10 protein-coding genes are annotated in these 13788 nt (G+C 33.5%); 2 read left to right on the top strand and 8 right to left on the bottom strand.

Annotation, left to right across the window (positions count from 1 at the left end; translation table 11 throughout):
- Window positions 1–52: 52 nt before the first annotated feature.
- The 8 genes from AC5ZCW_RS11425 to AC5ZCW_RS11390 form a co-directional block, all read right to left on the bottom strand.
- Entirely contained in the window at window positions 53–214 is a 162-nt protein-coding gene (locus AC5ZCW_RS11425) for a hypothetical protein (protein WP_496119881.1), read from the bottom strand.
- A 143-nt stretch (window positions 215–357) separates the two neighbouring features.
- On the bottom strand, window positions 358–780 hold the full coding sequence (locus AC5ZCW_RS11420) for a hypothetical protein (protein ID WP_496119879.1): 423 nt from the start codon (window positions 778–780) through the stop codon (window positions 358–360).
- A gap of 104 nt (window positions 781–884) precedes the next feature.
- Window positions 885–3128 (bottom strand): multicopper oxidase family protein, encoded by a 2244-nt coding sequence (locus tag AC5ZCW_RS11415; protein ID WP_496119877.1) that lies wholly within the window; start codon window positions 3126–3128, stop codon window positions 885–887.
- Window positions 3129–3329: 201 nt separating this feature from the next.
- A complete protein-coding gene (locus tag AC5ZCW_RS11410; RefSeq protein WP_496119875.1) occupies window positions 3330–5864 on the bottom strand; it encodes a heavy metal translocating P-type ATPase in 2535 nt (844 codons plus the stop codon).
- A 326-nt stretch (window positions 5865–6190) separates the two neighbouring features.
- The gene (locus AC5ZCW_RS11405) at window positions 6191–6751 is read right to left on the bottom strand and encodes a helix-turn-helix domain-containing protein (protein WP_496119874.1); all 561 of its coding nucleotides are present in this window, start codon (window positions 6749–6751) and stop codon (window positions 6191–6193) included.
- A gap of 2 nt (window positions 6752–6753) precedes the next feature.
- Complete coding sequence (locus AC5ZCW_RS11400) at window positions 6754–7284, bottom strand: DUF3347 domain-containing protein (RefSeq protein ID WP_496119872.1); 531 nt, start codon at window positions 7282–7284, stop codon at window positions 6754–6756.
- Between the two features lie 98 nt (window positions 7285–7382).
- Window positions 7383–7658, bottom strand: a complete 276-nt coding sequence (locus AC5ZCW_RS11395) for a hypothetical protein (protein ID WP_496119870.1) — start codon at window positions 7656–7658, stop codon at window positions 7383–7385.
- Between the two features lie 150 nt (window positions 7659–7808).
- Window positions 7809–8642 carry an AraC family transcriptional regulator gene (locus AC5ZCW_RS11390; protein WP_177212555.1) on the bottom strand — a complete coding sequence of 278 codons (834 nt, stop codon included), beginning with the start codon at window positions 8640–8642 and terminating at the stop codon, window positions 7809–7811.
- 103 nt (window positions 8643–8745) lie between these two features.
- Here AC5ZCW_RS11390 and AC5ZCW_RS11385 point away from each other — a divergent pair, with 103 nt between their 5' ends.
- Together AC5ZCW_RS11385 and AC5ZCW_RS11380 are read left to right on the top strand one after the other, a co-directional pair.
- Window positions 8746–9912, top strand: coding sequence for an MFS transporter (locus AC5ZCW_RS11385; protein WP_496119868.1), 1167 nt, complete (start codon window positions 8746–8748; stop codon window positions 9910–9912).
- Between the two features lie 629 nt (window positions 9913–10541).
- Window positions 10542–13787: a SusC/RagA family TonB-linked outer membrane protein gene (locus AC5ZCW_RS11380; RefSeq protein ID WP_496119866.1), complete on the top strand. Its 3246-nt coding sequence runs from the start codon at window positions 10542–10544 to the stop codon at window positions 13785–13787.
- The last annotated feature ends 1 nt before the right edge of the window (window position 13788 follow it).

Genomic DNA, 13788 nt, shown 5'->3' with positions numbered 1-13788 from the left:
ATAAAGGGCCTTAAAAAAATTTAAGGCCCTTTCTATTAAATATGATTTTCAATTATTTTTTAACGCAACAAGATTTTTTATCTTTTTTCTCAGTGGAGGTCTTTTTGCAGCAAGATTCTTTTTTTGCTTTTTCTTTTGCCGCTGGTTTTGTTTCTTGAGCCATTACTCCAATTGAGAATAAAGCTGCTGTCATTACTGTGATAACTTTTGTCATTTTAATTAAATGTTTTTTGTGTTAGAGATTATAATTGGTAATCCAAATATAAACTGATTTAGTATTTGTGAGAATAGTTTTATTGTTAATGTTTTGTTAGATTCTTTTCTTAATTTTTTTTAGCTGATGTGCATTTGGATGCTTTATTTGAAAAAATTGTCGTCAATTTCAATGTTTAAAGATTTCATAATTATGCCTTTATAATTTTCTTTTAACAAATTTTGTATTGCCGGTTGAGATTTGTATACCATCTTATAATTAGCATTTTCAATTTCAATGCTTTTAAAGGATTTGCTAATTTCATTAATATTTTCATCGTTCCATCTTCCTCTTCCAAAATAAATATAACCATCTTCTTCTTCAGGATTATGCGGGATTAAATTAAAAACAATTGAATCTCCTTTTTTCATTTCATCCAATTGATCGTTCTTCACTTGCGAGTTTATTATCAATTTTACCTTAACATTGCTTTCTCCTTTATTTGTAAAAAGGATACCCTGCGAAGGATCGCAACTAGTTAAAGTCATTGCACAACAAAGAAATAATGTAAAATACAGTTTTCTCATACTTGATATTAAGATAAGGTTTTAGAAAACTAAGATAAAATTATTTCACTGTAAAGATGCTTTTCTAAATGAACTTAATTCACTTATATGGTTAAAGAAAAAAATTAATAATTCAAGTTCATTCCAAATCCAATTCCCATATCGCTATCATAATGTGTTGTAATTCCTATGTTTCGGGTTACAATGTATTTTAGTCCAGCCATATATTCTTTATCAGTATTCCACATTAAATTCATTCGAAGCCTTTGCGAAAGCGGAATATCTTTTCGTTCAAATTGTATTCTCACATTTCCATCTGTATAAACCTCAACTTGTGCTTTTATGAGCATTGGTAAAGTATATTCAGCACCTAAACTAAAAACCGAACGATTGTCTTTAGTGTTTTTCTGTCCAAAAAGATTCTGTTCTTGTTCGTCTATTCCCATTTTTCGGTAACGCCAGTCAAAACCAATAAAAGGCATCAACCACTGATTTTTTCCTATATATCTTCCAATGTGAGTTTCCGTTTCATAACCATGTTTGTCATTATAACCCAATCTCCATTCGGTTCCAATACTCCATCTGGTATTGCTAAACATGGCTTCACCATCATTTCCGTTTGTAGCAAAATCATTTTCTGCTCTAAAATGAAACATACGGTCGTCCATTTTTAGCATTTTGAAAGCCATTTCAGGATGATGTATTAATGGGTTTGGAGCTGAATTTTCATAAGTAAAAATTCTTCCCATTCCTGCCATCATATGATATAAAATATGACAGTGAAAAAACCAGTCACCATCAGCATTTGCCTGAAATTCGATTGTATCGGTTTCCATTGGCATAATGTCAATCACATTTTTGAGTGGAGAATAATCGCCATGTTCATTTAAAATTCTAAAATCATGTCCATGTAAATGCATCGGGTGGCGCATCATCGAGCCATTGTATAAAACAATACGAACATTTTCTCCTTTTTTAATTAGAATTTTATCCGTTTCAGAAACCACTTTATTATCCAAACTCCAGACATAACGATTCATATTTCCAGAAAGCGTAAAACGCAATTCTTTTACAGGCGCATCTTTCGGGAGATTAGTTTTAAACGGAGATTTCAACATTCCATAATTCAAAGTCACGATTTCTGAAGTTTCAGTGCTGTCACTTTCCATTTTCATGTCGCCCATATTATGATTAGAATGATCCATTTTAGGTTTTGAATTTTCATCTTCACCCGAAATTTCTGGATACATTACAGCATTCATGTCCATTTTATTCAAAGACATATTCATGCCCATATCGTTCATTTCGCCGTTCATTTTCATCATGTCGTTCATCATTTTCATTCCCTCAAAATATTTTAATTTCGAAAGATGATGAACAGGTTGTTTCTCTCCACTTCCTAAAAACAAAGCTGCAGATCCCGTTCTGTCTTCGGCCGTAGCCAAAAAGGCAAAAGATTTGTTATTTTCTGGAATAGTAACCACAACATCATAAGTTTCAGAAACGGCAATAATCAAACGATCGACTTCTACTGGTTCGACATCGTTTCCATCACTGGCAACAACGGTGATTTTCCCTCCGCCATAAGTCAGCCAAAAATAGCTTGATGCACCGCCGTTGGCAATTCGTAAGCGGACTTTTGAACCTGGTTTGAGATCTGAAAACTGCTGTTCATTTTTACCATTAAGCAGAAATTTTTCATAATAAACATCGCTGACATCCATTGCATTCATTCGTTTCCATTCGTTGGTCACTTTTGTCGAAAAATGTCCTTGTTTTACCGCTTCGGCATAACTTTGCGTTGTTCCTTTTTTAATCGCAAACCAATCATTGGCATTGTGCAGCATTCGCTGAATATTCTCTGGTTTTAGATCTGACCATTCACTTAAAATAACTGGAATAGTGGGCAGATCGTCAATGCCTTTTCGAACAGTTGGATCGTCTTTTTTCTTATTGATGATAAAAAGTCCGTATAAACCAATTTGTTCTTGCAAACCAGAATGGCTATGATACCAATACGTTCCATTTTGAATAATCGGGAACGTATATTTATGAGTTGTTCCAGGCTCAATTGGCATTTGAGTCAAGTACGGAACACCATCTTCTTTATTTGGTAGAAATAATCCGTGCCAGTGCATCGAAGTCGTTTCTTTTTTGAGTTCGTTATGCACATAAATTTCGGCAATATCGCCTTCAGTAAAAGTTAGAGTCGGCATCGGAATTTGTCCGTTTACCGCAATCGCACGTTTTTCTTTACCCGAAAAATTCACAATCGTATCGCGAACATGCAAATCGTAACGCACCACTTTTTGCGCCTTTAACTGAATAGCGATTAAAAAAAGCACAAGTATATATTTTATTTTTTTCATCGATTATAATTTTAAAGCGTTGGATTAAATTGAACACAGTTTAATTTTAACACATAGAAACATAGATTTTTGTATCTAAAAAAGAGCATAAAAGAAACAAGTTTCCACAGATAGCTAAACTATGTGCATTGAAGCAAGTGAAACGCCTTTAACCGCAAAGCAGAATTACGATTCTATGTGTTAAAATAATTTCGCTCCAACTTACAATTTTAGATTTCGCAATCGCAAAGCATTTACGATTACGGATACAGAACTTAAACTCATAGCAACCGCAGCCAACATTGGAGAAAGCAAGATTCCTAAAAACGGATATAAAATTCCTGCTGCAATTGGTACTCCCAAAGTGTTATAAACGAAGGCAAAGAATAAATTCTGTTTAATATTTGACATTACACCATGGCTGAGGTTTTTAGCTTTTACTATTCCGTTTAAATCGCCTTTAACTAAAGTAATTTTAGCGCTTTCGATTGCAACATCTGTTCCTGTTCCCATTGCAATTCCGATGTTAGATTGCGCTAAAGCCGGAGCATCGTTGATTCCGTCTCCAGCCATGGCAACAATTTTTCCTTGAGCTTGAAGACGTTCAATTTCTTTTAATTTATCGTGTGGAAGACAATCTGCTTTAAACGAACTCAAATGCAAATGTTCGGCAACTGCTTTTGCGGTGTTATGATTATCTCCAGTCATCATGATAACCTCAACACCTTGATCGATTAATTCTTTGATCGCTTTTGCACTGTTTTCTTTAATGGCATCAGTAATGGCAACATAACCTAAAACAACATTTTCAATTGCGATGTATGAAATGGTTTTTCCTAAATTTTGTTCGGCAGTTACTTTTTGTTCTAAATCAGAAGAAACAGAAGCACCGATTTCGGCCATTAATTTTTTATTTCCTAAAGCTATTTTCTTGTTTTCAATTGTTCCTAAAACTCCTTTTCCAGCAATAGTTTCAAAACCTTGAACTTCTTTTAAGGCACTATTTTTTGCTTTCGCGAAATTAACTACAGCCTGTGCCAATGGATGCTCGCTGTGCTGATTTAAAGAAGCAATATTTTGAAGCAGAAAATCTTCCTCATTCGTAACCGAATAGACTTTTTCTACAGACGGTTTTCCTTCTGTAATGGTTCCTGTTTTATCTGTTATCAAAACATCAATTTTATTCATGTTTTCCAAAGCTTCGGCATTTTTAATCAATATTCCGTTTTGAGCTCCTTTTCCAACCCCAACCATAACCGACATTGGAGTTGCTAACCCAAGTGCACAAGGACAGGCAATAATTAAAACAGCAATAGCATTAATTAATCCGTAAACATAAGCAGGTTCAGGACCGAATTTCGCCCAAGCAAAAAAGGTTAAAACCGAAATAATAACAACAGTTGGAACAAAATATTTAGAAACGCGATCGGCTAATTTCTGAATTGGAGCGCGAGATCTGCTAGCGTCATTTACCATTTGAATAATCTGCGAAAGCATGGTTTCTGATCCGACTTTTTCGGCAATCATAACAAATGATTTTGTTCCGTTTATTGTTCCAGAAATTACAGCATCGCCTGTTTTTTTATCAACAGGAATTGGTTCTCCAGTTATCATCGATTCGTCGATACTGCTTTCGCCAGTAGTTATTTTTCCGTCAACCGGAATTTTTTCTCCTGGTTTTACACGAAGTAAATCGCCCTTTTTAATGTTATGAATAGAAATTACTTTGTCAATTCCGTTTTCAACCAAAGTAGCCTCAGTTGGCGCTAATTTTAATAGTTCTTTTATGGCTCCATTAGTTTGTCCGTGGGCTTTGGCTTCCAATAATTGTCCTAATAAAACTAAGGTGATAATTACCGTTGCAGCTTCAAAATACAAATGAATCGTTCCGTGATGCGATTTGAATTCAGATGGAAAAATGCCAGGAAAAAACATTCCGACAATACTGAAAAGGAAAGCGACACTAGTTCCTATTCCTATTAAGGTAAACATATTTAAGTTCCAAGTCACAATAGATTTGTAGGCACGAACAAAAAACATCCATCCTGCATAAAATAAAACGGGAATTGAAAATAAAAGTTGAACCCAATTCCATTTTTCGATAGACATTATATTGTAAAGCGGATTATTTGGAATCATTTCTGACATGGAAATAATGAAAATAGGAAGCGTAAACAAAATCGCAATTTTCATTTTCTTCAATAAATCAGTATAAGTTTTGTTTTCCTCACTTTCAGAAGCTTGCATTGGTACCAGATCCATTCCGCAAATCGGGCAATCACCAGGTTCGTTTGAAACGATTTCTGGATGCATCGGACACGTAAATTGTGTTGCCGTTATGGCAACCTGAGGCACTAAATCCATTCCACACACTGGACAATCTCCAGGTTTGTTGTATGTTTTGTCACCTTCGCAATGCATTGGACAGTAATAAACGCCGTTTGCACTATGCTGATGCACTTTTTTAGTTTCTGTTTTATGATGATTGTGGTTATGATTCTCTTTTTTATGGCCAGAGCAGCAAGATTTAGCTTCGCCGTGATTTTTAGGAGAATCCATTTCAATAGTATAATTTCCTGCGGCAGACAAAACCTCTTGAAATTTTTCTGTTGGTACATGTTTGTCCATTGTTATTGTAGCAGTCGGAGGATTTAGAGTTACTTCTGCCTGAACACCTTCAACTTCATTTAAAGTTTTTTCTACTTTAGTTCGGCATCCGTTGCAAGACATTCCTGAGATTATATATTGATGAGTCATTGTATTGGTTTTTAAGTATTACAATGCAAATTTCCGAAGTAAGTCTGAGTTCGGTTTGTAGAATTTTGGGAATGATTTGTAAGATTTACTAAGTGCTATTTTTTTTAACGCAAAGGACACAAAGAATTTACGCAAAGAGCACTAAGTTTTGTTTGTTTAAAGATTAGAGAGTTCTCAAGCTTTGCGCATAAAAAGTTAGCCACAGATTAAAAAGATTAACACAGATTTTTGAAATCCTTTTAATCCTTTAATCTGTGGCTAAAAATCTTTGCTCCCAATAGCTATCGAGATTGCGTAAACCTTAACATCTTTGCGGTTTAAAAAAACTACAAATTCTCGATCTGAATACGCTTATTATCTTTCAATTGTTTAAATGAAGTAGGAGTGTAGCCCGTAATTTTTTTGAACTGATTACTCAAATGTGCTACGTTGCTGTAATTTAGAATATCGGCAATTTCGCTTAACGAAAGCTCGTTGTAAATCAGTAATTCTTTTACTTTTTCGATTTTTTGGCTAATGAAATACTTTTCGATCGTGGTGTTTTCAATTTCCGAAAATAAATTGCTTAACGAATTATAATCTTGATTGAGGTTTTCTGCGAGATATTCTGATAGGTTGATTTTTAAATCATTGTTTTTATGATGAACCAAATCTACAATCAGGTTTTTTATTCTTTCTACTGTTTTTGTTTTTTTATCATCGAGTAGATCAAAACCCAAAGATTGCAGGTTTTCTAATAAAATTTCTTTTTGCAAATCGTTGATTTCTTCCTGTAGTTCAACTTCTCCTAATTCTACAGAAATAGGTTGAAGTCCGAGTTTTTCGAACTCAGACTTCACTACCATTTTGCATCGGCTGCACACCATATTTTTGATGTAAAGCTTCATATTTATTTGATCGTTTCTACCACATTTCCGCAAGTCAGCATCGAAGAACCGTAATATGGATTCTTAACCGCTTTTTCTTTGCTTAACCAATCTGCGTCTGCCATTGGGCAATATTGTTTGTAGATTGGCTCTTCTGGACTAGAAACTTTTATAAGATCGTAAGTGCTTTTAGATAATGATTTAAAAGTCTCACGCTGTTTTTTAAGATCTGTTGTAGTTGAAATACTTTTGGCATCTGCAGTTAATTTCTTTACCACTTTCATCCAAACGGTATGTTCGTTGCTTTTTAATTTGTCCATTTTTACGGCAGTAATAGCAGTCAATAAAGTTGCAGCTTTTGCCGAAGTTAATTTGCTATCACTTTTAATAAGTGCATCTTTTACCGAAAAATAGGCATCGTAAACAGATTGCAACTGACTTGCATCTGCAATTTCTATTGCTCCTGATTCAGCTCTTAATGTATTTGCCTGAATATTATTTGCACTAAAAAATACTGTTAGTACAGTTGCTAAAGCTATAATTGATTTTTTCATTGTATGTATTATTTGATTAAAGGATTTTAAATTTCCTTTAAAGTTAATTAAAAATTCGTTTCAATAAGACCCAATATGGGCTGTCAACAATTCAATAATTATATTTTAGGCTTAAGCCAGATAGAAGTGAATCCTGAAGAAATATCGGATTTGTTATAAGAGGAAATGGTGTTTTTTAAAGAAAAATTGAATACATCGTTTTGTAGATCAAAATTATTTGAATCTAAAATAACAAATTGTAGCACAGAGGTGTTACAGCTAGAATGACGGCATTTACCATCGCAATCTTGTTTTTCTTTTTTAGAAGTCTTCTTTTCACAGCACTTTTTAGAGCAACTGTCAGTTTCTTTCGAAATTTCTTTATGATGTCCCATATTACATGCGTAATTAACGCTAGGATTCAGAAAGAAACTCAGCGTTAGGAAAAGCATTATTATGTGGACTTTTTTGGTCAAAGAAATTATTTTAGGAATACAAATTTAGTTAAAAATATTCGCAGAAATTATTTTTTAAGATTTCGATAACTAGAGTTTTTTGAAATCGGTTGGTTTCATGTTTCTGCGTTTTTTGAAATAATTGGTCAAATGACTTTCATCTGTAAAACCAAACTCGTAGGCAATTTGCTTAATGGGCAATTGATTATTGTGAAATCTCTTTTCGATTAAAGTCATTCTTAAATTATGAATGTATTCGCGATAACTAATGCTGAAAGTTCTTTTAAAATAAGCACTAAAATAGGTTTGAGCAATATTAAAATGTTCTGCAATTACTTTTATCTGAACCAGTTTTGGCTGATAAATATTCTGATGTATGTAATTTGCAATTTGTTCATTATCCAAATGTTTCGATGTCATCTGCAAATTCATGCATCGTATAGTTTCTTTGATAAGTCCAAAAATGGAAAGAATCTGATAGAATACAATTGGAGAATTAGTAACATCAATATACTCTCCGTATTTTGTAATGTTCTCGACAGTATTTTTTAGGATAGTTTTACAAGGCTCATCAAATTTTAAAACTGTTTCTTTTAAAATTTTATCGCGCATAAAACTTTCAGGTGTATGAATCAAGAATTCGTCACAGGTTAAGTTTTGTTTCGAGTTAAAATAATTATCGGTGAATTTTATAAAAATAAAACGAGTACTTTTTTTAATGTCGAAATAATGTTCGTCATCAGGAGAGATTACAAATAGATCGCCTGCTTTATAATGAAGAAGATTGTTATTTATGTGATGAATTCCACTTCCTTTTTTGATATAGATGATTTCGTAATAGGTATGGGTATGTGGCGGAAGATGGAATTTTTCTTCCTCAAACTCATCCAGAACAAGCGTTTTAAACTGATTTAATTTAGGCATAACTTAATTATACAATTTTATGTCGCAAATATACAATTTCTAATTCGCTTAATGGTCTTAATTTTGCCCCGTAGAAATCTATTCCTTTCTACATTAAATCAAAATGAAAAAAAGTCTTATTGCACTCTCTTTAGGAGGGTTAACTATTGGAATTACAGAATTTGTAATGATGGGATTACTCCCAGATATTGCTTCAGATATGAAAGTTTCAATTCCTGTTGCTGGATATTTAATTTCATCTTATGCACTTGGAGTTGTTATTGGAGCACCTTTATTAGTAATCGCAGGAAGAAATTATGCGCCAAAAAAAATGCTTTTGATTTTAGCTTTAATGTTGGCCGTTTTTAATGCATTATCAATTATCGCACCTAGTTATAATATTTTATTTGCTTCCCGATTTCTTTCTGGTTTACCGCATGGGGCATTCTTTGGAGTGGGAGCGGTAGTCGCAAGTCGTTTGGCAGACAAAGGGAAAGAAGCGCAGGCAATTTCTATAATGTTTGCTGGTTTGACTATTGCTAATTTAATTGGTGTGCCAATTGGGACTTATATCGGGCACCACTTTATTTGGCGTTATACTTTTGTATTAATTGCTATTGTAGGTCTGTTGACATTTTTAGCTATTTATTTATGGATGCCAAATCTAGAGAAAGGAGAAAGCGTGAATATCAAAACGCAACTTCAGTTTTTTAAGAAAACAGAAGCCTGGTTAATCATCGGAATTACAGCAATTGGTTTCGGAGGTTTATTTGCATGGATTAGTTATATCGCACCTCTTTTGATTAATGTTTCTAAATTTTCGCCAGAAGACGTTTCTTCTATCTTGATTCTGGCTGGGTTAGGAATGGTTGTTGGTAATTTCGTGGGAGGTAAATTGGCAGATCGTTTTTCGCCAGCACCAACAACTTTGGCTTTATTGCTTGTTATGTCTACAGATTTGATTTTGGTTTATTTCTTCTCATTCAATCAATATGTTTCTTTATTTCTAACTTTCTTAACTGGTGCCATTTCGTTCTCGGTTATTGCGCCAATTCAAATGTTGATGATTAGAACTGCAAAAGGAGCGGAGATGATCGCTTCGGCATCTCTTCAAGGAAGTTTTAACATTGGTAATGCCTTAGGTGCTTTTCTAGGCGGATTACCTTTAGCAGCGGGATTCAGCTATTCTTCTCCTAATCTTATCGGAGTTGTAATGTCGGTTATCGGAATGATCATTACATTTATATTGATGAGGTTACATCAAAAGCAAGTTCAGGTACAGCCTATATAATTCTAAAAATATTCAATTTTCTAAGCCCTTAACTTTTGTTTAAGGGCTTTTTTTTGTACTTGTAAAGACGTAAACTTATAGTCAAAATTACTTTTTCCCTCATTTTGTCGACTTTATTTATAGGTAAAATCATTGTAAATTTTAAAATATAAATGAAATCAAGATAAATTTTTTAGCATGATTTTAACTTTTTAAGTGTAAAAATAACACCTAATAATTTCGTAATAGTTATTGATGTAATCGATTGTTTTTTTTATAAAAATCGAATCAAATGCACGAATAATAAAAATATATTTAATATTTTATCTTGAGATAAATTAGATATGTCATAGAAAAAGTCGCTATATTTTTTAATATGTAATTTTTTTTATGAAATTTTTATGAAATTTTATTTTTCGTTTTAAAAAAATATCTATGTTTGTGTAATCGATTACAACTTTGTTTTTAATCTTCGAAATCGATTAAGTTATATGATGGAAAACAGAGCAAAAATAAAGCTTTGGGGGAGAAGTAAATAAATTACTGTTAAATAAAAACCACAAATATTAACTATAAAATGAATTGAAAGTAACCACAAAAAACCACTTAATCCAAAAAGAAAAAACTTTTAATAACTTAAACAATCAACCATGAACTTTAAAGAACTATTAAACAAAGGAGCAAATTTTTGCTTTAAACTTGTTTTCTTACTGTGCTTATTGATCGGTAGTCAAGTACACGCTCAGGGCACAACGATAGAGGGAACCGTGAAGGATGCCGCGGGACTTTCTCTTCCTGGGGTAAACGTCTTAGAAAAAGGAACTAAGAACGGAACTTCTACTGATTTTGACGGGCATTACAAAATAAAACTGACTAATCCGAAAGCCGTATTAAGTTTTTCATTTATAGGTTTTCAGAGCATTAATGTTCCAACAGAAGGAAAGACAAAAGTAAATGCAACAATGATTGAAGATTCTAATAACTTGAATGAAGTTGTTGTAATCGGATATGGGACCGCTAAGAAATCTGATTTAACAGGTGCTGTGTCAACTATTTCAGGTGCTGATTTAAAAAAGGTGCCGGTAGCAAATGTTGCTGAAGCTTTAACAGGTCGTATAGCGGGTGTGCAGGTGACTACTGCAGAAGGTTCTCCAGATGCAGATATTAAAATTAGAGTTCGTGGAGGTGGTTCACTTACTCAGGATGCTTCGCCTTTAATTATTGTGGATGGATTTCCAATCAATAATATGAATGACATTTCTTCATCTGATATTGAGACAATGACTGTTTTAAAAGATGCCGCTTCAACTGCAATCTACGGATCACGTGGTGCAAATGGGGTAATTCTTATTACAACAAAAAGCGGAAAAGATGGGAAAATGGCAGTAAACTTCAACATGTTTTACGGTATGAAAACCATGGCGAAGAAAATTGATGTTTTATCACCAGAGGATTATACTAAATGGCAATATGAATATGCCTTATTATCTCAAGGGACTCCAAAAGTAGCTTCTGATCCAGATTCATATACTAAGTATTTTGGAAATTGGCAAGATCATGATATGTACAAAGGTGTGAAAGGGGATGATTGGCAAGAGCAGATTTTTGGACGTACAGGTGAGGTTCAAAGCCGTGATTTAGGAATTAGAGGAGGAACGGATAAGCTTAATTATAATTTTAATTATGCTCATTTTGATGAAAAAGCGATTATGGTAGGTTCAAACTATAAAAGAAACAACTTAGCATTGGCTTTAAAAAGTAAATTAAATGACAAGATTGACGTTGGTTTTACTATACGTTATTCAGATACAGAGATTGATGGTGGAGGTGTAAACGAACAAAATGAGAAATCTTCATCAGATTCACGTATGCGTACTATTGTGGGTTATGCTCCAATTCCAGTTGCAGGTTTAACTACTGAAGATGTTAATGGAGATGGAACAGATATGTTAATTAATCCTTTTACATCTATTTCGGATAACGATCGTCAGCAGTTTCGTAAAAACTTTAATATGTTGGGAAGTTTTGGATGGGAAATTGTTGATAATTTAAAATTGAAAGTAGATTTAGGTCTGGACAATTTCAACAATCAAGACTATCGTTTTTACGGACTAACTACTTATTATGTGGCAAACTCACCACTGGCTACATTACAGAATATGCCAGCAATGATTATGTCAGATGCAAAGGAGAAACGTTTTAGAAATGCTAATACGCTTACTTACGATTTTAAAAAATGGATGGGTGATGATCATCATTTGAATGCTCTTGTTGGGGAAGAAAACATTACATATAGTTCAAATACTGTAACAAGCACTATTCATGGCTATCCAACGTTTTTTAATTTTGATCAAGCCAAAAAATTAACTACGCAAGGAACTCCTCAATCTGTTGATAATTATTACAGCCCAGATGATAAATTATTATCATTTTTTGGACGTGCAAACTATGACTACAAAAATCGTTACTTACTTTCAGCGACATTTCGTGCCGACGGATCTAGTAAATTTTTAGCAGAGAATCGTTGGGGCTATTTCCCAGCTTTTGCAGCAGGATGGAAAATGTCAGAAGAAAATTGGCTAAAAAATAAATCTTGGTTAAGCCTTTTAAAGTTAAGAGCAAGTTATGGTGAAGCGGGAAATAATAATATACCTGTTGGTCAGCAAATTCAAATTTTTCAATCTACAGCAACATCATGGATCAATGGCGTTACTAGTGTTTGGGCACCTTCTAAAACAATGCCTAATCCTGATTTGAAATGGGAAACAACTGTAACTCAGAATTTTGGTTTAGATTTCGCATTTTTCAAAAATCGTCTAAGTGGTAATTTTGATATCTATAAAAATATTACTAGCGACTTATTAATTAATTTCCCAGTTGCAGGATCTGGATATGATTTCCAATATCGTAACATGGGAGAAACTCAAAATAAAGGTTTCGAAGCTACGATAAATGTTGTTGCAATTGAAAAAGCTAAATACGGATTGAATTTTTCATTCAATATGGCAGTAAACAAAAACCGTATCAATTCATTAGGTATGATGAGCGACTTTGGACAAGGTACAGGATGGGCTTCTTCACAAATTGGAGATGATTATCTTATAGCAGTTGGCGGTTCATTAGGTAGTATGTATGGTTATAAAAATGATGGAAGATATGAAGTTTCTGACTTTGATTATGTTGGAGGGAAATATGTTTTAAAAAGCGGAGTAATTAATACTTCAACTTCTTTAGTTGGTGATGGAAATAGTCTTAGACCTGGAGATATGAAATTAAAAGATATCAACGGAGATGGTAAAGTAGATATTAACGATAAGACAGTTATTGGTAATGTTAATCCTAAAAGTTCTGGAGGTTTCGTTATCAACGGTAATGCTTATGGATTTGATTTAATGGCCGCTTTCAATTGGAGTATTGGTAATGATGTTTATAATGCAGATAAAATTGAGTTTTCGACAGCTACTGCATCAGGAGAATATAAAAACTTAAATTCTACAATGGCTGATGGAAAAAGATGGACAAACTTGGATCCTACTACGGGCCAATTAGTAACAGATAATCCGCAAGCTTTAGCAGCACTTAATGCTAATACAACAATGTGGTCTCCATATATGAGATCTGCCATCTTTACTGATTGGGCAGTTGAAGATGCATCCTTCTTAAGATTGAATACCCTAACATTAGGATATACAATGCCTGAGATGTTTACTTCTAAACTTGCAATTTCTAAATTGAGATTTTATTTGACAGCAAGTAATGTTTTTGTTTGGACTAACTATTCTGGTTCTGATCCAGAGGTTTCAACAAAAAGAAAAACTCCACTTACTCCTGGAGTTGATTCGAGTCCATATCCAAGAAGCAGACAAATGATTTTTGGAATGAATCTTAATTTCTAAT

It is taken from the genome of Flavobacterium sp. PLA-DH12, from assembly GCF_059511845.1.
Note: the sequence above shows the minus strand (reverse complement) of the source record. Positions and strands in the feature narration are given on the sequence as shown.

Bases quoted from the DNA above. Each gene is read 5' to 3' on its own strand.
- AC5ZCW_RS11425 (WP_496119881.1), bottom strand. From the start codon at position 214: ATGACAAAAGTTATCACAGTAATGACAGCAGCTTTATTCTCAATTGGA.
- AC5ZCW_RS11420 (WP_496119879.1), bottom strand. From the start codon at position 780: ATGAGAAAACTGTATTTTACATTATTTCTTTGTTGTGCAATGACTTTA.
- AC5ZCW_RS11415 (WP_496119877.1), bottom strand. From the start codon at position 3,128: ATGAAAAAAATAAAATATATACTTGTGCTTTTTTTAATCGCTATTCAG.
- AC5ZCW_RS11410 (WP_496119875.1), bottom strand. From the start codon at position 5,864: ATGACTCATCAATATATAATCTCAGGAATGTCTTGCAACGGATGCCGA.
- AC5ZCW_RS11405 (WP_496119874.1), bottom strand. From the start codon at position 6,751: ATGAAGCTTTACATCAAAAATATGGTGTGCAGCCGATGCAAAATGGTA.
- AC5ZCW_RS11400 (WP_496119872.1), bottom strand. From the start codon at position 7,284: ATGAAAAAATCAATTATAGCTTTAGCAACTGTACTAACAGTATTTTTT.
- AC5ZCW_RS11395 (WP_496119870.1), bottom strand. From the start codon at position 7,658: ATGGGACATCATAAAGAAATTTCGAAAGAAACTGACAGTTGCTCTAAA.
- AC5ZCW_RS11390 (WP_177212555.1), bottom strand. From the start codon at position 8,642: ATGCCTAAATTAAATCAGTTTAAAACGCTTGTTCTGGATGAGTTTGAG.
- AC5ZCW_RS11385 (WP_496119868.1), top strand. From the start codon at position 8,746: ATGAAAAAAAGTCTTATTGCACTCTCTTTAGGAGGGTTAACTATTGGA.
- AC5ZCW_RS11380 (WP_496119866.1), top strand. From the start codon at position 10,542: ATGAACTTTAAAGAACTATTAAACAAAGGAGCAAATTTTTGCTTTAAA.